Source organism: Rhizobium sp. CBN3 (genome assembly GCF_030518245.1).
Lineage (GTDB): Bacteria > Pseudomonadota > Alphaproteobacteria > Rhizobiales > Rhizobiaceae > Rhizobium > Rhizobium aethiopicum_A.
This window is the reverse complement of sequence record NZ_JAULSE010000001.1, coordinates 138,648-158,369: the sequence shown is the minus strand read 5'-3', so window position 1 is coordinate 158,369 and position 19,722 is coordinate 138,648. Positions and strand designations below refer to the sequence as shown.

Sequence of the window (19,722 nt, the reverse complement as noted above, 5' to 3'; positions counted from 1 at the left end):
CCGCGAAAGCTGGCGCTCCATGGCCAGGTGACGTGTAGAGTTCGTGCCGCCTCGACAAGCTGGCGTGCTCGTCGATAAGGCGCGACAAGATCCTGTCCTCGCTCACGCCACCATCCTCTGCTCCGCCGGCTCGTTGTCATTGGCCGCGACATAGGCGCCAGCAACCATCTCTGGCCGCATCGTGTTGCGCGACACCTCGCCGAACATCTTCGAATAGGTGATGCGCTTCGCCGATCTGCCGGACAGCCACGGCCCGCCAGCTGCATAGGCGTCCTGCGCGGCTAGCGTTTCATGGCGCTCGACATACATCAGGTCAGTCTTGACGCCTTCGTCGCTGTGCAAGTGGCCGTGATGACAATAGGCGAACTTCGACCGGCCGAAGAGCTCGCGGAAGATGCCGGCGCACTTCACGTCGAGCGTCTTGATGTTGCTCTTGTGGCCGTGGTGATAAAATAGCGCGGTGCCACCCCACTCATAGGCGTAATAGAGCATCGGCGAGTTATCGACCGAGATGCGAGGCTCGTTCTCGTACATGGCGGCCAGCATTTCGCGCAGCCACGCGGACGACGCCGGATCGTGATTGCCGGACGCCATGACCACATGCACGTGCTGATGCTTCTGCAGGAGCATGTCGATGATGCGGCGCACGGTTCTGATGACGACGCGGATCACTTTCTGCAGGCGGCTGTCCGCGTCCAGGACGTGCTTGTGGGCAGGCGTGACGCTCTCGAGCGCGTCATGGTGCATCAGGTCGCCGAGCTGCGCCAGCACAGCAGTGTGAGCCGTCGGAGCGCTTGCAATAGCCGCAGAGAACCAATCAAGGAGGAGCTGTTCGGCAATTCGGAGGTCATAATCTGCGCCGGTCTCTTCGCGCCATGCCAGCATTCCGAAATGGCTATCCGTTACAACGAACTGGTTTAGCAGATCCGCCTCGACTTCCGCGGGCGGAGGAGTCATCTCGACGCGCGGCAGTTCTTCTTTCAGTGCGGCGACCGTAGCGGCAAAAGCAGCATCCTGCCGCTCTGCATCAGCCGAAGTCTTGATCCACTTGATAACTTCGCGGCCGTCGGCGTCGACCAGCGCGGACACGCCTTTGATCTTTTGACCGTCGGGAACGGAGAACTGTCCGCCATGTTCCGGCTTCTGCTGGACGAAATCGCCATTCGGCGTGCTCGTGACCTGGCTGATGCGGAAGCCCGGCAGCACTGGCTTGGTTCCTAACATGCCGCGCTCCGCGGCGACCTTCAGGCGTGAGTTGAACGTGTTGCGCGGCAGGCCGAGCAGTTCGGCGGCCTGCGACTTGTTGCCGAGCGCTTCGAACGCATCGGCGGCTTCTTGGGCTAGTTCGTCTGGGAGTCTGGGTGCGGGCAAAGTTATGCTCCTTGGCTGTTTTTCTTGGCGCAGTATTCGCGAGCCGCTTCGTAGGCTGGCTTAGGATCGCTGGTTTTGCCTTTGACGCGATGCTGAACCTTGCCGCGCTTCAGCCCCTTCCCGGAAGACTTCTTCACCCACTGAAAGCACCCAAGCGTGAATGTTCCGTATAAATGCCGCGACACCCCATTCTCAGGCGGCGCACACGATCCGTCGAAGCTCCACATTCCTTCGTAAATATGCTTGTCCATCACTGCACTCCAATAATCGGCTGCGCTTCCTGCGGCTTCGGTTCTTCGCGCCCACCTTGGCCTTCTTCTGCGAAGCCTGGACTTCCAGATTCGCCTTGCCGCATGCCTACCGAGCCGCCATTGCCAGCCGCTTGGTCGAGAGAGTTCTGCAGGTTGTTCGCAGTGGCCGTGGTGTACGGCAAGCGGTAGTAGCGTGGCTCGCCGGTGCCGCCGTCGAGCAGGACGTAGATTGCCTTGTCGATATCGATGCGGGCGCCGAGCACGGTGTAGCGGCCGGCCGGAGGAGCGGTGATGGCGGGATGGCCGAGCGGCAGGAGTGTGGATGGTGCCGTGAGGATGGCTACGAGGGCGAGGCAGAGGGCTTGCCGCTTCGTGCCGAACCAGGCGATTACGCCGGCGGCCAGCACGAAGGCGAGCCAGAGGGTGATGGCGGTGGTCATGACAGGGCCGCCAACTCTGCTCGCCGATCAGCGGCGAGGCGTTCGTAGTCTTTGATTTCTGCCGTCAGATCAGCCCGACGTGATTGACTGTATTCATCCATCTCGCCATCCGTCATCGGGCGCCTGTAGGTGATGCGCAGGGAATCGTAGCCGCATCCGTCATACGGGTCAGGATCTTCGGAAACATCAACTTCAGCGGTTGCGCGATATTCCGGCGGAATGTCAGACAGAGCATCCTGTAGCGCCGCAATCAACTCTACGGCAGTGTGCGGAACGTGGCCATCGTCCGTCCTGCTGGCCGCTCCGAAATGGCGAACGATAATTATTTTATCCATCACCCCTCTCCTCTCTTCATCTGCTTGAAAACACTCGACGCGCTCCCATTGATGACCTGACCACCCGCCATGCGGAAACGGATCGCCGTCCGCTCCTGCTTATCTTTGAGAAGCTCGACGGTCCCGCGCCAGACGACGCCGCCTTCGGCCAGCCGCACCTCCACCGAGACCAGAACTGGCACATGGCCGGCGCAGCCGAAGCAGCGGATGTTGATTGCGTATTCGCCATCAGGCAGACCGCGCGTGAACGCGCTCTCATAATTCAAAGGCGTGTCGTCATTGGCCGTCCCGAGGTCGTCCCGCAGGAGCGACCAGACGCGGCCGCTCTTGTTGCTGTAGCCGACGGCGAGATCGTCGCCCTGCTGCACCCATAGATCGACGTCGATCGCGCCGGCCGGCCAGGCTATGCTGGCGACGAGATTGCCTGGCAGTTGGGCTGGTTCTTTTTCGGCCGGTGGGGCGATGTTGGCGAGAACCAACACCACCAGTGCGACGAGACCCAGAAGCATGTTCATGAGCAGGTCGCGGAAGAGAATGGCGTTCATGATGTTGCCTGCATGGCGGGTGCAGACAGTGCCAAATCCGCCAAGTCCTGACACGTTCCGATGAAGCCGGACTGCGCATCGCTCATTGCGCTGTACTCGGCGTCAAGCTTGGTGCTCCAGTCACCGCACTCTCGCTCTGCCCGCGCTACCTTCAAACGTTGATTGTATGCCGAAACCGCGTCAACGTGCCTTTTGTGAGCCGCGACAATTTTGTCGAATGCGGCCGCTTTTTCTTCCGTAGAGGATACCATCACTCCACCCCCTTCTCGCCAGCGACCCATGCCACCGTGGACACCCACAGTGCGGCAATCGCGCCCACCAGCGTCGAGCAGAACGCAACGCCCATTCCCGCCAACAACGAAGCAGCGACGCGCTGGACGCCTTCAGGTGAGCCGAGTGAGCCGGTGTCAATGTGCTGCAAGGCAATGATGAAGCCGACGACATTGCCGATGAGGCCAAGCGTCACCAGCCAGACTTCTGTCCGAACGAGATGCCCAGTCTTGCCGAAGAAGACGGCGGCCAGCGTGGCAACCAGTAGGCCGGAAATCACATACGACAACCCCGAAATGTCGTGCGTGAAGACGAACTGCGTGTAGCCCATGACCGTGGCCCAGACGACGAGCGCTGCCCAGCAGGTGTTGAGGATGATGAGGCGGCCGGTCATATGGATGCCTCCCGCGCGGCGGCGAAGAAGGCGCAAAAGAACACCATGAACAATGTTCCGCCGCGCATGTCGGCATTTGAAAACGCAACAGATAGAAGACCGCACGTTACAGTAAAAAATGTGAATAGCGCCCGCATCACGAAGCCCTCCGCGCCAGCAGATCGCAAACAACCGAAGCAGGAACCACGAAGCCGAAGCCGGTCATGGTTGGCGTGTAGGTGTCGGCGCCGGCCGCATCCTTGCCTGACTTGAGCGGCGCGAGCGTAACGCCAACATTGATGCCGACCACGCGGCCGTCATTTGCGAAGATGCCTCCGCCGCTCTGCCCCATGACCGTAGTCATGTCGGTGACAACGACACGCTTCCAGTTGCCGAGCCGGCGACCGGCGCCGGCGACGCGTCCGAACGATGCGATGAATTCCATGCCAAGCGGATTTCCGACGGCCTGGATCTGTTCGCCGAAGCGGGGCTCGCGGCAATCAAGCTCGCTCGAGCCGGCAACGTTGCCGTCGGTGTGGATCAGCGCAATATCGTAGTCTTTGTTGATCCAGAGAACGGCCGCATCGCTTTCGACGCCGGCGTTGGTCTTGATCTTTACCGCCTTGGCGTCCTCGACGACGTGGGCCGCCGTGACGATATTTCCGCCGCCGATGTGAACGCCAGAGCCGAGGCCGTTGCCCACGGAAATCTTGATGGACGAATCTTCGGATGTGGTTGCCGGCGCCTGGACGATCGTGTTGGTGACCGTGGTGTAGACCGGCTGGCTGGGCGCCAACTTGACGGCGCCGAACAGGACAATGGCTAGTGTGACAACGGCTATGGCCGCGAATCTGTAATATCTCATCTGCGCCTCCTCTGTGGTGAATGGGAAGCAGAGGTTTGGTGGACCTCAGCAAGAAGACGCTGATGTAAACATACAAATTTGTCAACAGAGATTGACGAAGACGCAATTAGAACGTAAGAAGAACAGATGCGCAGATTTCTGGAAATCAAAGGATGGTCGCCCGGCTATCTCTATGTGGCTCCGCAACACGTGACGATCATGGCCGCCTGCCAGGCCTGCGGAACTGAGCGCGAGTTCGATCGGCAAAGCGTGCCACGGCGGCTCGAATTCGCGCTGATACCGGAAATCGAGGCGCATCTGAAATGCTCGGCCTGCGGCTCGAAAGCCGGCCGCCTGCTTTTTGGGAGCTACTTGGATGGGTGACGCGCGCCTCTTCCATTGCTGCCGAGGCCACCGGCCGCAGGCTATATTCGGCGCCGTCTCGGTCGTGTCTTGCCGATGCGGCGAGGAAATCACCATCGAAACGCCGCCATTTTTTCGCGACCCAGCCACGCAACGCGAGCACGAGGCTTGGCGCGCCGTTATGGCATGGAATGGTCGGCCAACCATAAACGAAAAAAGCCGCCTCCCCGGTTAAGGAGAGGCGGCTGACGCGGCAAGTGATCCAAAAGGTTCCGCTTCGGAATTATATCCTCATTGGATCATTTCATCACATGCCAAGCTATCGAGTCTTCCATTTCTTCTGGGGTCATTTCCCGATATTCCCATCCGCCGGGGACGCGGCGCCGCATCAAGAGCTTACGGTTCCTCAAATGCGGATCCCATTCTTTTGAGCAAAGAATATCGAGAATTTTGTTTGCAATTGACTTCAACATATAGGCTGAGCCTTTGTGGCCTTGGAGTTAAAGCCGTCGAATACCATTTGCATTATTCTTCGCAATCCCTGTTTTTAGGGATCACTGACCGCCTGTGAAGCGTAATGCGCGCGTTCCTGTAGGTGACGCTCCGATGAGCGCGGCAAAAATTCTCATTTTATTTTATCGAGAAGTGTCCCTGTTTACCATTTAAGCCCACGCCGTGCGAGGGTTGTCGACGAAGAAATACCCAAGCCGCTTCACCTTGGCGATCATGTGGACGTTTCCGCTTGCGATGGCGCGATCGGCGTTCGGATAGAGCCTGATTGACAGATTGGCCGTGTCGGAGCTGACTTGCACCGCGTCCGTCATCAGCCAATAGGTCTGCTGCTGTGCGTCCCCGATCAACCCGCTCCATCCGTTTTCATAGAGCGCGCGCCGGCCGTTCGCCCAAAGTTGCGGAACAAGAAGAGCGTCGTTGCCCATGACCTCGATTTCGGCGATTGACCGCACCCACTGACCAGTTTGGCCCGTCACGGTGAAATCGCCAGTCGTGCCGATGCCGAGCTGGTAATAAGCCGTCGCACCAGTGCCGACGCCGGTGATATCGAAAATGCGGGTCTTGCCGCCCGTTTCGAGATTGTCTTCAGACGAGAGAACGAGCGTCGAGCTTCCTGTTCCGCCCTTCTGTGTCCGCATACCTGTAGGCGTCGAGCCGGTGCCGTTCGCCGTGACGCCGCCGTTGCCCAGAAGGGTCGGGAACGGATACTTGTTAAGGCCGGTGTTCCACAGCTCCAGTGCATAGTTCCGCGCCGGGATAAGAAGATCCAGGATCTGGTTGATAAGCCGAGCGCACTTCAGCGCGCCCTGCGTTCCCAGGTGGATATAATCCGACATGTTGGAACGATCGGTCCAACCGGTTCCGGTCGGATCGAGCGCAATGTCGTAGTCGACCAGGATGGCCTTGGACTTCGGCAGGGTCGGCACCCATGCGCGGATAGCGGCATTGATGTAGGCTCGGTTGGCGTTATTGTCCGACCCGTTGAAGGCGTTCGACGGGTCGTTCACCCAAGGGCACATTGTCCCGATGACGACAAACACGCCAGCGTCCATCGCGATTTGCACAGTCTCCTGGAAATAGGCGAACGTTGCCGGGCCGGTTCCCGAGCCGACCGAGTTATTGACGCTCGGCCTGTAGAACAGGATATCAGGGTGCATCGGCAGCAGATAGTTCTGGAGCATCGCCCGATGGCTGGCGGCATTCGACCCTGAAATTGCCTGATTAGCGCCCGTCGTGTACCGGTCGCTTGACGGCGTAAAAGCCGTGGTATCGGCCGGCCAGTTATCGTGCCGGAACCGCTGGTGCATCATCAGGGCGAGGTTCAGTTCGCCGGCATTGGTGGCCCATGCATTGGTCGTGCCGGGGCTTGCACCTTCGACGCCGTGGGCGACAAGGCTATCGCCGATTGTGCCTATCTTCGGGTTAGTGAATTGTGGGTAGTTGTTGCCTCCGGGGCTGCTCGCCGAGTGCCGGCGAGCGCCTACCGAGATCAGCGGCGTCAAAAATGACTGCCGCCTCAAACTCGTCTTGAGCCCCGCCATGTTATGCGGCGATCCACTGGAATTTGTCGCCCGGCTCAGCGTATACGTCGTAGTCGGTCGCGGCCGGAACAAGGAAGCGCTTGCCGGTCGTCGCGTCCGGTGTCGGGCCGACGGAGACCCATGAGTCCGCGGCAGCGCGAATGCGGAACATTGCCTGACCTGAGCCGGCGCTTTCGGTCGGAGCGACGTTGGTCGACGTCACGCCGGTGGCCGGCGCTTCGCTCCATGCGATCTTGCCGAGGATTGCCTGAGACTTGTCTCGAGCGAACAGAGAACCGGGATAGCCGCAAACGACATGAAGGCCTGAGAAAGCCATGGGTAGTCTCCTGAAATGTGGTGGTGTTAGTCGGCTGGTTCGCCGTGATTAGCCGCGCGTGGTGGTGCGCCGTGGCTGGGTTTCGTAGAGGCGATCTAGCCTCTCGTTGAGGCCGTCGATACGGTTGCCGACGCCTTCGATTGCCTTCATGATCTGGCTGGTCTGCTCCTGCATCCCGGCCTTGGTGACGTAGGATTCAGCCACGTGCAGCTTGTGCGCCGCCAGGTCGTTGGAAACCTTTTCGGTGTCGCGGCGCTGGATCATGAGCTTGCCGTCCAGGTACTTCCAGATACCGAACAGCGTGCCGAAGACAGCCATGCCAAAGCCGACAACGGCCATGATTTCTGTGCCGGTCATGGCTTGCCGCCTTCCAGCGCCGCGTCACGGTCGGCGTAGAAGTCGCGCAGCGCCAGATGGCGCCGGATGCACGTCAATAGACGCTGGCGGTCGGTGATCCACAGTTGCTCGAGCTTCGCCTGTGTCAGTGCGTCCTTGCCGAGATCGACCGGGCCGGCGCACCGCGCAGTCAAGGCGCCGTCCGGCCGCATCAGTTTTGGCGGCGCCGGCGGAACAACCAGCCTATCGGACCTTGTTAATGCGCTGCACGCCGGGAGCGCCAAGAGCAACGCGGCCAGCATCAGGATCTTCGCTAGCTTCACGCTGCAGTTCCTCGATTTGAGATTGAAGATTTTCGGCTTGAGCCTGCATCTCGGCGATACGGCCGGCCTCGCGCGCCTTGGCGGCGTTGTTGGCAGCCACCTGGCGCTCGGTCTCGGCGGCGGCTTCGGCTGCCGCAGCAGCATGCTCCGCCGCAATGACGCCCTTATAGTGCGCCTCGGCGCGAGCGTAGCCACGGTGATCGACATAGGCATAAGCGGCAAGCAGCAGCGCAAACGCAGCCAAGGCACCCAGCAGGCGGCGCCCAATTGGGCTTAGGGCGAACGCGATCATTGGCTAAGCCCCGAGACGCAGACTTCAGCCTCGCCGGCACGCTGGGCGTCGCCCATCTCGCGGCGCTTCACCAGACCCTGCACCACTCGGCCGCCGGCCTTGTTCCAAGCCGTCTGCGCCTCGCAGGCCTCGCGCCAGCGGCCCTGCATAGCCAGGCGCGCCGCAGTCGAGTTGACCATGCCTGACACGCCGAAGTTATAGGCGCCGGAAATCATCGCTGCCTGCACGCCGATCGGGAAGCGCGTGAAGCCCTTGATTTGTTTTGTCAGCGGTTCGTAATAGTCGTTCTTGACGCGCGCCTCGAGAATGGCATCGCATTCGGCCGCAGTCTTCGTGACGCCAGGCTTTACCGGCTTGCCGTCGATCTGCGTCTCGCCGTGGCAGATGTCCCAGATCTTGGCATAAGGATCCCAGTGCGACTTGAGCACCAGCCCCTCCCACGGCTTGATCAGTGTGTCGGTGGCGAGGATAACTGCGGCCGGTCGCGCCGGCTCGGCGAAATACGAGCCGCTACCAGCCAGCACCGCCGCGAACATCGCAGCCGCAATGGCCGTCTTGCCGCGCTTCGTGGCGACAATCTTATTGATCGGCAACTGGTGCCTCCTTGTTCTGTGTGAGCAGGCGCGCGACCCATGCGCCGCCGAGCAGCGCGAGCGTCAGCCACCACGGCAGGTAGTCGGAGACGACCGGCACGACATTGAGGATGACGTCGGCAAGAGCCGCCAGCTCGATGAAGCGAAGCGACCAGGCGCGCTTGGCTGTTGCGGTCGCATCGGGAATGAGCACGCGCGCGACAGCGTCACGCGCGCCTGTGAAAAGCGTGCGAAGCATGGTGGCTCCGATTTTTTGAGGGTGATTGGCGCGCCTAAGCGCGCTGTCAGGCTATAGTCCTAGCGCGGCCACCAGCGCGGCAACAGCAAGCGTGGCGCGCTGATCGGCGCCGGCGTCATTCAAATGCGTGTTGTCGTAGCGGCCGGATGGTCCGATCAGTTCGACATTCTCCCCGGCGAAGACGGTCGTGTTGTTGACGACACTTGCCTGTGCCGCAAGGATAGCCGGCGACGTGGTGCCATAGATATACGACTCTTGGGCAACAAGCATCGGGCAGCCGGGGATGGCCCGCTTGAATTCGGCGATCACTTTTTGCAGGCTTGCGGCATATGAAGCCTGAGACGTGCCGTCGCGTGTGTCGCTCTCGCCCTGCCCCCACATGATTGCGGTGCAAGGCAGGCCGGCATCCCGCATGCGCAGACCGACCGTGTTGATGCGCCGGAAGAGATATGGTGCTAGATTTGGATCTGACCACTGCCCGATGTTGGTGTTCCCCACCGCCATAGGAACGATGATAACGCGGTCATAGTGACCATCGCTGATCAGCTTGTCAGCCATCCGCAGCAGCCACGTGCCGCCACCATTGCTTCCGCCGTTGATCCCCAGCAGCGGGTCTTTGGCTTTGTAGAGCTTTCCGTCCCAGATGTTGAGCTGGTCGATATCGGCATTTACCGGGGTATAAGCCCACTTCACGCTGTTGACGCTGAGAGATTGGCCGATGAAGACAATGACGGCGGTTCGATCGTCGATCGTACCCAGCGTGACTTCCTGTCGGTCGGAGAGATCGAGGTAGGGAGCCGTTCCAGTGATCACGCCATCCGAAGGATAGATATAATAGGCACCATTCGCCGTGAAGCGATTATAGGCGAGACCTGCGCCGCCGAAGAGCATGGCCGCCATCAAAGCACCACCGAACCAAGAATACCGGTTTGATAGCCGTTGGGCTGTCCGCCAGTGCCGTACCAATTTTGCGTGCCTCCGTTGCCGCGCTCAAGCCACCGCAATTCATGGTAGCCGATCCCGACGTATCCAACATATCGCGCCCATGCTGGCAAGACCGGAAATGTATTTCCAGCGGCTGCAGGGTTCTTTACCTGTGAGCTATCGGCGGACGACGTGTCGAGGCCGATCCCGACAAAACCAGCGGTGACGGATGACGTGCCGCTGATCATGTAGGCAGAGGCCGTCACATCGACCATCCGGCCGGAAACGCCGCAGAAGACTTCGATCTGATTGAGGGCATTGCCGTTTGCTTGACGCCATTGCGCCGCTGAATAGGCCCACCCCGTCGCCGCCTCTACCCGGCAGACTGGCAGCAGGATCGCGTCGTGAAGGCTCCAGACCAGCCGGGATTGCTTCGTGCTGCGCGTCAGTCCGTCAGCATGGCAGCGGAAGCCGCCGACCAGCTCGGCATCGCCTGCGTCGATCCCGCTGAACGAGATCGCGTTGACGATCCTGTCGCCGTCCTTCTGCACCTGAAGTGCGCGCGTGGTGCTGTTCGTCCATTCCGGGCCGATAACAAGGCCGTCAACAGTCAGAAAGACATCATAGCACTTGCCAGCGAGAGCGCTGGAAATGTCGATTGTTTCAACCCCATAATAGAGGATGCCTGTCGTGATATCTGTTTCGGGGAATTCATCTGCTGATACCGAGAGGCGCATTTTATATCCTTATTCGTAAAGAATGTTGACAGCGCCGCCGTCGAAGGTCTCGACTCCGTTACCTGTTTTGAAGCGAACCTGTTCAAGAGTTCCGGCAAGAGTTTTAGAACCGGCGGCACCGACGTAACCTGCTGTATCTGTTCTTACAAGTTGAGAAGAGAATGCCCAGGTGTTCGAACCAATGAGCGTGAGGATGGCCATCCCTTGGTAGACACCAGCAGCAGCTGTAGTGCCAGCCAGAGCGAACTGTGTAGTAGACAGAATACCGGTACTTGCAGAGCAAGCGTATCCCGTTGTTTCAGGGCCGCCGCTAGGCCCGATTTGGATACCGATACCAGTTGTACCGCTTGTTGAGACGTCATAAAAAGATATGGTGACGCGCTTGGCCCAAGACGGAATACTGGTGAAATCGACGGCCGTGCCGGATGCCGACTGCACGACTCCCGAGACCAGTCCGTTAGCCCCTACCCGCGTATAGCTCGTCACCCGCCAGTTGCCGGAACCGAGAGAGACGGCCTCAAGACTATCCCCTACCGCAGTGACGACGTTGCCACCTTGAGGCAGAATGAGCGACGTCGCGTTGCGAGTGAGTGTGAGGATTCCAGAAAATACCAGCCGGCGGGTCGTGCCGGCAGGCGCCGTGCCGAAGCTGGTAATGGTCGTGGTTCCGGTAACCGTGACGTTCTCGCTGGTCACGGCTCCAATATCGGTCGTTGCGGCCGACGCCACCGTTCCGAATGGCTGTGGAGGACGATCGACACGATTATTAGTCGTGTCGATCGTGTAGAGCAGAATGTCGTCGGAGCCGTCGTAATGATAGTACTTCACCGACCCGGCGACCGACGTATCTTCCCAAACCGTGCCAGCCACGGCATAAGTCGGTCGCGAAGGCCCGGAATGGCCAGAGATGATTGCATCGAAGTTGTCATCGATGCGCTGCGCCATGGCGGTAGGAGTCGCCGGACCAACCAGGGGCACGCTATAAATGGTGGCTTGCGTCATTGAACTGACCCGTATCCTTTTGCGACATAGTCAAACGTCCGCGTTACCGGCGAGCCGGCAGCATTGCGGAAGATGATAGAAAAGCCATCGGCGTCCTTGGCCGTGATCTCGTAGTAATCACCGGTTTGGAGGCCTTGGGCAGAGATGGAAACTCCGCTGAGCACGAAGTATGGTGGCGTGAAATTAATCACTAATCCCCCCGTTGAAACGACGAGATCATTCTCAGCGATAACGCGATCCGGCATATCAACCTTAACGGCAAGCCCGGAAATCACTGGAGTCACGTCGAACTGAAGCGATTGCAGCAAAACCCTGAATCGATAGCCACGCGCAGAGATGTCGGCCGTCACCAATTCAGTCCAATCACTCCACGTCGGCGCGCCTGATGGGTCGTCGTTGGTGGTGGAAATTTCTACCGAGACATCCCATAGAGATTCCAGTGCGGTGCCAAAGAACTCATCAGAACCGAACCAATCTTGGAGCGAAAACACATCCTCGCTGGTCAATTCGCCGTACGCCAAGACTTCCGCAGAGACGCGCGACGTGTAGATATCGCCAAGGTCGATAATGTTGGCAAACTCGTAGAGCCCATCGGACGGGAATCCACCTCCGAACAGGAAGTAGTCTGGCACTTCAAAGAAGTCCGCAAGGTCAAAAACGTCGCCAATATTCTCAAGGCGAAGCTGCCCGCCGACGGCTGCCACATCCGTCTTGACGCCAGGGAAGTCTGGGGCGTCCTGCATCTCTTCAACCGCGTTGAAAGACGTAAGAGGATTGACGGTACTAACGATCAGCGCTGCGTTCAGGGATTGCAGGCCAGCATAATTGACTGCTTTGATGAGGTAGGTTCCAACCATGGCCGACACCTGCACCTGCGAGCCAAGAATGTTGGTCCTAAGCTGGGATGCCGTCTGCCATGTCACGCCGGTAGTGGCCGGCGAAAACCTTATCTCACAATGTGACGTCGCTTGGTCGGCAACCATGCTCCATTGCAGTGTCGCAACGTCACCGCTGACCGATATCCTAAAGTCTTCGATGTCGGCTGGGTTGGCAGCAAAAATCGCGCAGACGAATGATCCGACCAAGAATCCAGACAGCTCGCCATTGGCGAAAACCGCCCGTATGCGGACGTCATAGACGCCAGTCGCAAGATCGACGAGGCGAATAGATGGAGCGCTAACGCTTGACGCTGTAAACCATTGCGTGTCGCCCGCTACTTTGTATTGCACGATATAGGATGCAACGGCCCCGACATCCGGCGCCTGCCAAGCCATATCGATTGTCGATGTCGCCGGCGACGTGGTCCAGAGGGTCTCGGCGTACGAGAACCCAGTCGGAGCCGAGGCCCGATAGTCAGGAACAGGCGCGATGCCCGTCTGGAACTCTGGAATCGTGCCAGTGTCGGCCTGCAGAATGCCCGGCGCGTCGTCTACGAGTTCAAGGCGCGCAGAAAGATCCTGCCTCGCCGTGATGCTCTTGACACGCAGAACGACGCTCTCGAATCCATTCTCGCCAAACATTGCCAGGTCGCCAGGCACCGGAAGATCGCCGGTGTCCGAAAACTGGAACGAGTTGAACTCGCCATCTGCACCCGTAATCGTCCTGCTGATAGACGAGCCATCAGCAGCGCGGAACCGCATTGAGTATGTCTTGCCGGCCTGCATCGTCAGCAGGTCGTCGAGGACAACGCCATCCGGCGCCGCCGAAACAGACCGCACCCTTGCGGCGCCTGCGCCCCAGAGGACTACGTCATGATTGACACGGACCCGGTCGCCCCTGGTGCAGACAAGATGCTCGAAATCTGTATCGAGCGAATAGGTCTCCCGCTGCAGCCGAAGCTGGGCCAGGTGATATCGCCCATGCTTCCAGATGAGATCTTTGTCTGTGACGCCAGAAAAGTCGATGCCCTCGAATTTCGTGGCGTTGTCTTCCGTGTAGCCATCGTCGTAAACGACGCGCTCGTCGTTCAGATAGCCGTTGTCGCGGTTGATGAACGAAACGCGGAAGCCATGCGGCAAGTCTGCAAAAGCGCGCACCGATGAGAAGTTCGACGAGTTGCGCGGCGTGAAATGCTGCACGATCGGCGAATCTGCGACATCCCAGACGACACCCCATCGACCATCGCGGAACGAAACGGCGGCGCGGCCGGCGGCGGCGATTTCGGTGAGTCGCTCATAGACCGACTTCGGCTCATTCGCCACGAGGTCGAAAGTGAACCCGTTGGCGGCACAATAGTCGTGCCATTCCTGAAGGCTTTCTAGGTCGATCGCTGCATCATCGACTGGTCGCGCATTTCCGTTGCCCTGCAGCACCTGCCTGAAGTGATCTGCCGGGTTGCGAGTAAATTGCCCAGATAACCACGTCGCCCCACTCCATTTTCTGATCTTCGGGCTAGCGATGCAGTTCAGGGTATTGACAGTGCCGTTTAGCTGACCGGTTGCGCGGATGCGCATGGCAATCAACGTCAGTGGCTTCGGAAAGCTGATGACCGGTTCGTTGCGCCGGCCGCGGACTGCCGTCCAATAGACCGTTTCGCCTACCGTGTCTTTGCCGCTATAATCAGAAGACGACTTGGACAGCCGGACGTCGTATTTCCCGCGGGCGACCGCCAGTCTCTGCGTCCGGCGGAGCGCTTGAGGCGAATTCGCCGTTAGGTCGAAGGTACCGAACGGCAGCCAGGTGCCGCTGCTCGAAAGTTTGTACTGGACATCAATCGTGACGGTGTAATTGACGCGCTTGCCGTCTTTTGCCTTCAGCCGATAAATGCCGCTCGGCGCGCTGACGTCGACGGAAAGTTCGTCAATGTTATCGGCCGTCGTGCGCTGGACCCACCCGGTGCCGGCATCCAACTCGATCGAAACGTCCTCTTGGTAAACCGGCTTCGTGTAGAGGGTCGGCGGCGTAACCGTATGGTCCTCGAGGACTTGATAGGTGACGTCATCGAATTTCGAGATGGCCGTTTCGCCGATCTTGATATCCGAAACGGCGATCGGCCCATAGCCAACCACAAAGAGCATGCGCAGATATTGATCGTCACCGACGAGTTCGGTGTAAGCGCCCGCCGCGTAGGGCGGAGAAATGCGGTGCGTACCGAATATCTCTGGGATCGAGCCGTATTGGGCTGCCGAATTCTGCGCGCCGCCGATCGAATAGAGTGTGGTCGTATTCGGCAAGGAGGATGGCTTTGCGACCGGGAACAGAGCATTGACGACCAGCGAGCCCGCGATCGAGATCCCGGCGCCGATAAGCCCCGTCGCCACTGCGCCTGCCGTCGTGCCGACCAGGCCAGGAAGCAGGGCGCCGACCAACCAGGGAGCAACAACGGCGGCAAAAAGGGCGACCACAAGCCCGGCGATGGCGCGGAGGGCGCCCTTGCCTGGAACCTTGACTATCGTGACCGACGCGCCCGGCTTGACGCGGACGCGGTTCCAGTTCTTTTGCTCGATGGAGTGCCCGTTGATCGCAACGTAGAGCCTGCTCGGCTCAATATCACAGCGATCGATGATCTCTTCAATCGAAAGGCAGGCTGGAACGCAGAGGTGCTCCCGTTCCGAGCGCAGCGGAGATCGACGCAGATAAACGTCCACGCCTTCGCCCGGCGCAATGATTTCAATAGGCGCCGTCGCCGGTACAAGCTGCATGGATCTGCCTTATTGGTTGAGGCGGTAGAATCCGGAGATCCGGTTTCGCCAGCGCATGTCGCCGATGCGGTCTATGACTGAGGGATGCGGCCCCTCACTGTGGAGCATGAGGCCATGCCCGAGAAACACGCCAACGTGGCTGTCGTGGCGCCCTGCCCGCATCAGCACGCAATCGCCAACCTGCGGGACATCAACGGCGTGCCAGTGCCTCTCGCGCTCCTCGGCGACCAGTGGGCCGATGGCACCGCGGTGAAACTCACGAGCGTCCATTTCCGCAGAATAGGATGGAACGGGCGTGGCGAGCACATCGCGATAGTAGAGAAACAAGACGCCCCAGCAGTCCGCGCCGGTGTAATCGCGCCCATGGGGCACGTAGGGAATGCCGATGAAGCGCTCCATCAGAACAGACCGGGAAACGATCCCGGCGTGAATTGGCCGGCGGGATGCGGCTCGTTGACCAGCGCATCCGCCACCAACGTGACCGATATCGCGTGGTCATCCATGGTCGCGTCAGACATTTGCAGCACCGGCATGGTGATCTCGACCACGTCAGGATCTGACGCGAGGATGATCTCGAGCTTGACAGCAGGCGGCGTTGTGAATGTGCGAAGAATGGTGACCAGTGTGCGGTCGATGTTGTCCATCGTGAGTTGGACGCGCGGCGGAGCATCGCTGCGATCGTCCGGCAGCGTGAAGTCGAAAGGCAGAAAGATAAACTGCTCGCCACGACTTTCCGTGCCATAGACCAGTGGATCATCTGACAGGCGCGTCGTCGGATCGCTGGAGATATAGATAGGCTCGTCGAGCTCGTCGTGCGTCACGGTCAGCAGACAGATCGGAACCTCGTCTGTCTCCTGTGAGAAAATCCCAGCAAGAAATCCGGGCGAAAGAATACGGCTCATCGAATATCCAGGTTGTTAAGGCAATACCTCAAGGGAAAACGAGACTACCCAGGAATTGCCGTCTAGTGTTGCCTTGTGAGGCTCTTTCAGTCGGACCAGGAGATCCGACCCGCCGAGGCGGTCTGGGAACGTGAAGGCCTTTGCACCGTCGGAAATGGAATCCTGCACGAATGTGAGGAAATCGCCATATTCGGCATAAGACATGACCATCTGCCCGCTTTGTATCCAGACATTCGCCGTCGTGCGGCGTCTGGTCTTGGCCGGGCCGATAGATGTTTCGGAGCGCAGAACATTGTCTGCGCCCCCTTCGTCGTATGATGTTGCCGTAAAAAACTTCGGCAGGGTCACCGGCCAAGCTGGAACAGTCATCGCCTTGCCAATCCTCCGCGCAGACCGAACTGCGATTGCATTGCGCCGCGCGACCTCGATCCCGGCGTGGAGACCTTGTCAGCCACCATTTCATCGACCAGCACGTCGATTTGCGTACCGCTCGACGTCTGCCGCGATTTTTGCGTGACCTGCGCGTTTGCATTGTTCGTGATGTTCACCACGACACCAGAAGCGCCAGTCGACGCCTTGCCGGCAACACGAGAACCGCCGCCCCCAACCAATCCACCACTCGCGAACCTTGCGATAGATCCGGAATTGATCGCGTCCAACAGCCTGCGGTGTCTGCGCGCCGATGCAGCATTGACGACAAACTCGCCATTTGAGAGCATCGCGGGGATGCTATCGCTGGTCGGGCCGCCAGGGCCGGATACGTGACCGCCATCAGCATAAGTGCGGGTATTGAACGCCGAGGAGGCCGCTCCACCCGAACTCACGCCACCGAATATGCCAGCGAGCCAGCCAAACAAGCCGCCACCACCACCGGAAGAGCCAGCGCTACCGGCGGTGTTCAGAGTGTTTCCGAGCTTTCCAAGGCCGTTACCGAACTGGCCGAGTCCATCGGTGGCCGCGCCAGACGAACTAGTCAGCCTCGTCAATGAATTCGCAGCATCGGTTGCGCGCCGAGCTTGAACGCCGATCGCGTTGACCCATTCTTTCCCGACCCCATCGTTGAGGTTGCCGGAAAGCATCTCTATCTGCTGCTGGCCCTGATAGAAGCGAGTTGCACCGGTTGCAAAACCAACATGGCCACCGGTTTGATACGCTCCAAGGCCACGATTCTGCACCAGCACGTCGCCGCGCAGGATTTGGCTAGGATCGATCTTCGTTCCCCAATTCAAGAACGAATTGGCGACGTTCGAACCACTGCCCTTGACGCCGACCTGCTCCAGTGACGAGTTGACGAAAGCAGCGCACCAGGCTTGCTGCGCGGCGTTCAAATCAACGCCGCCCTGCCTCAGAAAGGCATTGATCGACGAGGTATTTGTGTTCTCGTTGGCACCGAGCAGCGAAAATGCTTTATCTACCGCTGAGCCTGCGCTGGAGACGACTGCCTTGCTTGCCGCGGGCGCATTACTGGTGGACGAGCCACCGCTTATGGATCCAGTAATGGCACCGCTGATCCCATTAGGCGCGGCGCCTGGCGTCGTCCTGAGAATGCCATTGATCAACTGATCAATGAACTTATCGGCAATCTTCGATATTTGGTTCAGTGCGGCGTTTTGGATTGCGTCAGCAAACGCCTTGCCGATGTCACCGCCGTTATTTAGCAGCGCGTTCTTGAAGTCACCGAAGAATGACCTAAGATCGGATCGCGCGTCCTCGATGTTCAAAGACTGGCGGATCTTACCGGCTTCTGGGCTGTTCAGATCCTCCGGCAAGCCGTACTGGCGAAGCGTCGTGGTGATCTGCTGATCCTGCTTGGACAGCGAGTTGTATCGCGCATCCATGAGCAGATCTTGCTGCAGCTTTGCCTTCGACAGCGTCTCGGAATACTGCTTGTAGAGCGCAACTTTCTTTTCGATCTCCTTGCGCTGCTGCTCACTGAGAGACCGGCCCTTATCCTCTGAGCGCTGGAACAGATCCAACGCAAAGCGGGCAGCATCAGCGTCGACGCCGTACTTGCCGAGGAGGTCGATCTCCTGCTGCACTTGGCCGATCCGGTCATCGGCAATCTTCACCAGGTCGCGATATGCGTTCGCCGCCTTGGTCGCCGCGGTCTCGGCCTGCTTGTTTGGCTCTTCGCCAAGCTGGATCGGCTTTGCCGTCGGCGTCGGAACCGGAACCGGAAGGCCGCGACCGGTATCGATCGTCGGATTCCGGTTTTCCTCCTGCTGCTTTTTATATCGCTCGATCTCATTCGGATCGGTCAGCAGCTTGCCGTTGTCGGAATATATCGGTCCGAGGGTGCCGAGCGTCGGAAGGCGGCTCTTGTTTACGTTTTCATTGAAAAGCGGGCTATTTTTAAGCTTGTCGGCCTCTGCTCTCGCTCCGGCAATCGATTCCGCAAGGCCATCGAAAGTCTTCGCGAAGTCGCCGACAGCCTTAATGCCGGTTTCCTGCATGAGAGCCAACAGCGCAGCCTGAACAGCCTTCGCTTGTTCAGACGTAGCCGTGCCGTTGGCGATACCGTCGCTGAGTTCTTTGTATGCCTTCTGCAGCGCGCCGATTTTTGCGGTGTCTGCCGCTTGGTCGTTGAACGTCTGCAGGAATTCGGCATATTTGGCCTGCGTAAGGCCGATGTTCTTTCTTAGATCGGTCCACTGCTGGTCTGCCGCCGCAATGGATGCGTCCTTCTGCTCTTTCTGATCGACAAGCTTCTGTCGCTCATCGGCATACTTTTTCAGCTCCGGAAGAACGTCGCCCCACTTCTGAGCAACGCTCTGGATGAGCTCGGCCTCCTTCTTGAGCGCCTTCTCGGACTTCTCTCCGCCTTCACCGACCGAGCTGAAATACTGATAGGCTGCGCCGCCCGCAGCAATAAGGCCGATCGTCACCAGTGAGACGGGGCTCACTAGGCTAGCGAACGCCGCGCCGAGTCCTGCAATTATCTGCCTGCCGGATCCCATTGTCTGGAAAACAGACGCGAGCTGGGTGCCCTGCTGCAGCGCAATCGTCAGCGGCTTGCTGCCGCCTTGAAGCTGAACGGCGATATCCTGGAACTGGGCCGCAATATTTGCAGTCTGGAATGCGCCAGCGCCGCCGGCAGCTCGCTGTGCGGGAGTCGCTTCAAGGGCGGCATTGCGACCCTTTATGGCTGCTGTAGATGCAAGCGCAGCCTGGCGCTCCTTGCTGATCGCGAGCGCCATCTCATTCGCCGAGATGGCGCCAACGGCGTGGGCCTGCTTGATATCTGCGACAGCGGCCTTGTATTGGGTGATCGTCGCGAAGAGCGGGTTGTACTTGGCGCGGAGCCGCTCCAATTCCTTGCCCTGATCGGCGAGAGCGCCGGTCCACTCCTTCGACGCCTTCGTTCCGATGCCGACCATGGCATCGATCCGGTTCTGCATCGTCGATGAGATGGAACTGTCGATCGACTTGCCGACAGCCGTGAACTGCTTCTGCACGGATCCGGACAGGCCGGCCAGGTCGCGCTCAATGCGCTGGATGCTGCGGCGGAGCGTGGCCTGATCGGTGCTGATCGAAATAATCAGGTCATCGGTATTGTCAGCCATGCGTTGCGC

Annotated in this window: 24 protein-coding genes; 1 reads left to right on the top strand and 23 read right to left on the bottom strand. The window is 59.4% G+C overall.

Annotation, left to right across the window (positions count from 1 at the left end):
* Nucleotides 1–102 precede the first annotated feature (102 nt).
* From QWJ46_RS00820 to QWJ46_RS00785, 8 genes are all read right to left on the bottom strand, one after another.
* The gene (locus QWJ46_RS00820) at nt 103–1,371 is read right to left on the bottom strand and encodes a helix-turn-helix domain-containing protein (RefSeq protein WP_302748634.1); all 1,269 of its coding nucleotides are present in this window, start codon (nt 1,369–1,371) and stop codon (nt 103–105) included.
* 2 nt (nt 1,372–1,373) lie between these two features.
* Nucleotides 1,374–1,622 carry a hypothetical protein gene (locus QWJ46_RS00815; RefSeq protein ID WP_302748632.1) on the bottom strand — a complete coding sequence of 83 codons (249 nt, stop codon included), beginning with the start codon at nt 1,620–1,622 and terminating at the stop codon, nt 1,374–1,376.
* Nucleotides 1,622–2,062: a hypothetical protein gene (locus tag QWJ46_RS00810; protein ID WP_302748631.1), complete on the bottom strand. Its 441-nt coding sequence runs from the start codon at nt 2,060–2,062 to the stop codon at nt 1,622–1,624. Before QWJ46_RS00810 ends, QWJ46_RS00815 begins: the two co-directional genes overlap by 1 nt.
* Complete coding sequence (locus QWJ46_RS00805; protein WP_302748629.1) at nt 2,059–2,397, bottom strand: hypothetical protein; 339 nt, start codon at nt 2,395–2,397, stop codon at nt 2,059–2,061. The genes QWJ46_RS00810 and QWJ46_RS00805 overlap by 4 nt, the downstream gene beginning before the upstream one ends.
* Nucleotides 2,397–2,942, bottom strand: coding sequence for a hypothetical protein (locus tag QWJ46_RS00800; protein WP_302748627.1), 546 nt, complete (start codon nt 2,940–2,942; stop codon nt 2,397–2,399). The genes QWJ46_RS00805 and QWJ46_RS00800 overlap by 1 nt, the downstream gene beginning before the upstream one ends.
* The gene (locus QWJ46_RS00795; RefSeq protein ID WP_302748625.1) at nt 2,939–3,193 is read right to left on the bottom strand and encodes a hypothetical protein; all 255 of its coding nucleotides are present in this window, start codon (nt 3,191–3,193) and stop codon (nt 2,939–2,941) included. Before QWJ46_RS00795 ends, QWJ46_RS00800 begins: the two co-directional genes overlap by 4 nt.
* Nucleotides 3,193–3,606, bottom strand: coding sequence for a MotA/TolQ/ExbB proton channel family protein (locus QWJ46_RS00790; RefSeq protein WP_302748624.1), 414 nt, complete (start codon nt 3,604–3,606; stop codon nt 3,193–3,195). The genes QWJ46_RS00795 and QWJ46_RS00790 overlap by 1 nt, the downstream gene beginning before the upstream one ends.
* 136 nt (nt 3,607–3,742) lie before the next feature.
* A complete protein-coding gene (locus tag QWJ46_RS00785) occupies nt 3,743–4,450 on the bottom strand; it encodes a serine protease (protein ID WP_302748622.1) in 708 nt (235 codons plus the stop codon).
* A 126-nt stretch (nt 4,451–4,576) separates the two neighbouring features.
* On the opposite strand from QWJ46_RS00785, the gene QWJ46_RS00780 reads away from it, so the two are divergent.
* On the top strand, nt 4,577–4,813 hold the full coding sequence (locus QWJ46_RS00780; RefSeq protein WP_302748621.1) for a hypothetical protein: 237 nt from the start codon (nt 4,577–4,579) through the stop codon (nt 4,811–4,813).
* 641 nt (nt 4,814–5,454) lie between these two features.
* Here the strand turns inward: QWJ46_RS00780 and QWJ46_RS00775 are convergent.
* Genes QWJ46_RS00775 through QWJ46_RS00705 form a run of 15 tightly spaced genes read right to left on the bottom strand, consistent with a single transcriptional unit; the run spans nt 5,455 to nt 19,713 of the window.
* On the bottom strand, nt 5,455–6,846 hold the full coding sequence (locus QWJ46_RS00775; RefSeq protein ID WP_302748619.1) for an SGNH/GDSL hydrolase family protein: 1,392 nt from the start codon (nt 6,844–6,846) through the stop codon (nt 5,455–5,457).
* A 1-nt stretch (nt 6,847) separates the two neighbouring features.
* A complete protein-coding gene (locus tag QWJ46_RS00770) occupies nt 6,848–7,162 on the bottom strand; it encodes a hypothetical protein (RefSeq protein WP_302748617.1) in 315 nt (104 codons plus the stop codon).
* Between the two features lie 48 nt (nt 7,163–7,210).
* Nucleotides 7,211–7,519 (bottom strand): hypothetical protein, encoded by a 309-nt coding sequence (locus QWJ46_RS00765; RefSeq protein ID WP_302748615.1) that lies wholly within the window; start codon nt 7,517–7,519, stop codon nt 7,211–7,213.
* Nucleotides 7,516–7,692 carry an anaerobic dehydrogenase gene (locus tag QWJ46_RS00760; RefSeq protein WP_302748614.1) on the bottom strand — a complete coding sequence of 59 codons (177 nt, stop codon included), beginning with the start codon at nt 7,690–7,692 and terminating at the stop codon, nt 7,516–7,518. Before QWJ46_RS00760 ends, QWJ46_RS00765 begins: the two co-directional genes overlap by 4 nt.
* Before the next feature lie 49 nt (nt 7,693–7,741).
* Nucleotides 7,742–8,113 carry a hypothetical protein gene (locus QWJ46_RS00755; RefSeq protein WP_302748613.1) on the bottom strand — a complete coding sequence of 124 codons (372 nt, stop codon included), beginning with the start codon at nt 8,111–8,113 and terminating at the stop codon, nt 7,742–7,744.
* Nucleotides 8,110–8,706 carry a lysozyme gene (locus QWJ46_RS00750; protein ID WP_302748612.1) on the bottom strand — a complete coding sequence of 199 codons (597 nt, stop codon included), beginning with the start codon at nt 8,704–8,706 and terminating at the stop codon, nt 8,110–8,112. The genes QWJ46_RS00755 and QWJ46_RS00750 overlap by 4 nt, the downstream gene beginning before the upstream one ends.
* Nucleotides 8,693–8,944: a hypothetical protein gene (locus QWJ46_RS00745; protein ID WP_302748611.1), complete on the bottom strand. Its 252-nt coding sequence runs from the start codon at nt 8,942–8,944 to the stop codon at nt 8,693–8,695. Before QWJ46_RS00745 ends, QWJ46_RS00750 begins: the two co-directional genes overlap by 14 nt.
* 51 nt (nt 8,945–8,995) lie before the next feature.
* Nucleotides 8,996–9,844 (bottom strand): sialate O-acetylesterase, encoded by an 849-nt coding sequence (locus QWJ46_RS00740; protein WP_302748609.1) that lies wholly within the window; start codon nt 9,842–9,844, stop codon nt 8,996–8,998.
* The gene (locus QWJ46_RS00735; protein WP_302748608.1) at nt 9,844–10,605 is read right to left on the bottom strand and encodes a hypothetical protein; all 762 of its coding nucleotides are present in this window, start codon (nt 10,603–10,605) and stop codon (nt 9,844–9,846) included. Before QWJ46_RS00735 ends, QWJ46_RS00740 begins: the two co-directional genes overlap by 1 nt.
* 9 nt (nt 10,606–10,614) lie before the next feature.
* Complete coding sequence (locus QWJ46_RS00730) at nt 10,615–11,607, bottom strand: hypothetical protein (protein WP_302748606.1); 993 nt, start codon at nt 11,605–11,607, stop codon at nt 10,615–10,617.
* Nucleotides 11,604–15,248, bottom strand: a complete 3,645-nt coding sequence (locus QWJ46_RS00725; protein ID WP_302748604.1) for a host specificity factor TipJ family phage tail protein — start codon at nt 15,246–15,248, stop codon at nt 11,604–11,606. Before QWJ46_RS00725 ends, QWJ46_RS00730 begins: the two co-directional genes overlap by 4 nt.
* Nucleotides 15,249–15,257: 9 nt before the next feature.
* On the bottom strand, nt 15,258–15,647 hold the full coding sequence (locus QWJ46_RS00720; RefSeq protein ID WP_302748603.1) for a C40 family peptidase: 390 nt from the start codon (nt 15,645–15,647) through the stop codon (nt 15,258–15,260).
* A complete protein-coding gene (locus QWJ46_RS00715) occupies nt 15,647–16,150 on the bottom strand; it encodes a DUF1833 family protein (protein WP_302748601.1) in 504 nt (167 codons plus the stop codon). The genes QWJ46_RS00720 and QWJ46_RS00715 overlap by 1 nt, the downstream gene beginning before the upstream one ends.
* A gap of 15 nt (nt 16,151–16,165) precedes the next feature.
* On the bottom strand, nt 16,166–16,519 hold the full coding sequence (locus QWJ46_RS00710) for a hypothetical protein (protein ID WP_302748599.1): 354 nt from the start codon (nt 16,517–16,519) through the stop codon (nt 16,166–16,168).
* On the bottom strand, nt 16,516–19,713 hold the full coding sequence (locus QWJ46_RS00705; RefSeq protein ID WP_302748598.1) for a phage tail length tape measure family protein: 3,198 nt from the start codon (nt 19,711–19,713) through the stop codon (nt 16,516–16,518). The genes QWJ46_RS00710 and QWJ46_RS00705 overlap by 4 nt, the downstream gene beginning before the upstream one ends.
* Nucleotides 19,714–19,722: the final 9 nt, after the last annotated feature.

Bases quoted from the DNA above. Each gene is read 5' to 3' on its own strand.
- QWJ46_RS00815 (WP_302748632.1), bottom strand. From the start codon at position 1,622: ATGGACAAGCATATTTACGAAGGAATGTGGAGCTTCGACGGATCGTGT.
- QWJ46_RS00810 (WP_302748631.1), bottom strand. From the start codon at position 2,062: ATGACCACCGCCATCACCCTCTGGCTCGCCTTCGTGCTGGCCGCCGGC.
- QWJ46_RS00805 (WP_302748629.1), bottom strand. From the start codon at position 2,397: ATGGATAAAATAATTATCGTTCGCCATTTCGGAGCGGCCAGCAGGACG.
- QWJ46_RS00800 (WP_302748627.1), bottom strand. From the start codon at position 2,942: ATGAACGCCATTCTCTTCCGCGACCTGCTCATGAACATGCTTCTGGGT.
- QWJ46_RS00795 (WP_302748625.1), bottom strand. From the start codon at position 3,193: ATGGTATCCTCTACGGAAGAAAAAGCGGCCGCATTCGACAAAATTGTC.
- QWJ46_RS00790 (WP_302748624.1), bottom strand. From the start codon at position 3,606: ATGACCGGCCGCCTCATCATCCTCAACACCTGCTGGGCAGCGCTCGTC.
- QWJ46_RS00785 (WP_302748622.1), bottom strand. From the start codon at position 4,450: ATGAGATATTACAGATTCGCGGCCATAGCCGTTGTCACACTAGCCATT.
- QWJ46_RS00780 (WP_302748621.1), top strand. From the start codon at position 4,577: ATGCGCAGATTTCTGGAAATCAAAGGATGGTCGCCCGGCTATCTCTAT.
- QWJ46_RS00775 (WP_302748619.1), bottom strand. From the start codon at position 6,846: ATGGCGGGGCTCAAGACGAGTTTGAGGCGGCAGTCATTTTTGACGCCG.
- QWJ46_RS00770 (WP_302748617.1), bottom strand. From the start codon at position 7,162: ATGGCTTTCTCAGGCCTTCATGTCGTTTGCGGCTATCCCGGTTCTCTG.
- QWJ46_RS00765 (WP_302748615.1), bottom strand. From the start codon at position 7,519: ATGACCGGCACAGAAATCATGGCCGTTGTCGGCTTTGGCATGGCTGTC.
- QWJ46_RS00755 (WP_302748613.1), bottom strand. From the start codon at position 8,113: ATGATCGCGTTCGCCCTAAGCCCAATTGGGCGCCGCCTGCTGGGTGCC.
- QWJ46_RS00745 (WP_302748611.1), bottom strand. From the start codon at position 8,944: ATGCTTCGCACGCTTTTCACAGGCGCGCGTGACGCTGTCGCGCGCGTG.
- QWJ46_RS00740 (WP_302748609.1), bottom strand. From the start codon at position 9,844: ATGGCGGCCATGCTCTTCGGCGGCGCAGGTCTCGCCTATAATCGCTTC.
- QWJ46_RS00735 (WP_302748608.1), bottom strand. From the start codon at position 10,605: ATGCGCCTCTCGGTATCAGCAGATGAATTCCCCGAAACAGATATCACG.
- QWJ46_RS00730 (WP_302748606.1), bottom strand. From the start codon at position 11,607: ATGACGCAAGCCACCATTTATAGCGTGCCCCTGGTTGGTCCGGCGACT.
- QWJ46_RS00725 (WP_302748604.1), bottom strand. From the start codon at position 15,248: ATGCAGCTTGTACCGGCGACGGCGCCTATTGAAATCATTGCGCCGGGC.
- QWJ46_RS00720 (WP_302748603.1), bottom strand. From the start codon at position 15,647: ATGGAGCGCTTCATCGGCATTCCCTACGTGCCCCATGGGCGCGATTAC.
- QWJ46_RS00715 (WP_302748601.1), bottom strand. From the start codon at position 16,150: ATGAGCCGTATTCTTTCGCCCGGATTTCTTGCTGGGATTTTCTCACAG.
- QWJ46_RS00710 (WP_302748599.1), bottom strand. From the start codon at position 16,519: ATGACTGTTCCAGCTTGGCCGGTGACCCTGCCGAAGTTTTTTACGGCA.
- QWJ46_RS00705 (WP_302748598.1), bottom strand. From the start codon at position 19,713: ATGGCTGACAATACCGATGACCTGATTATTTCGATCAGCACCGATCAG.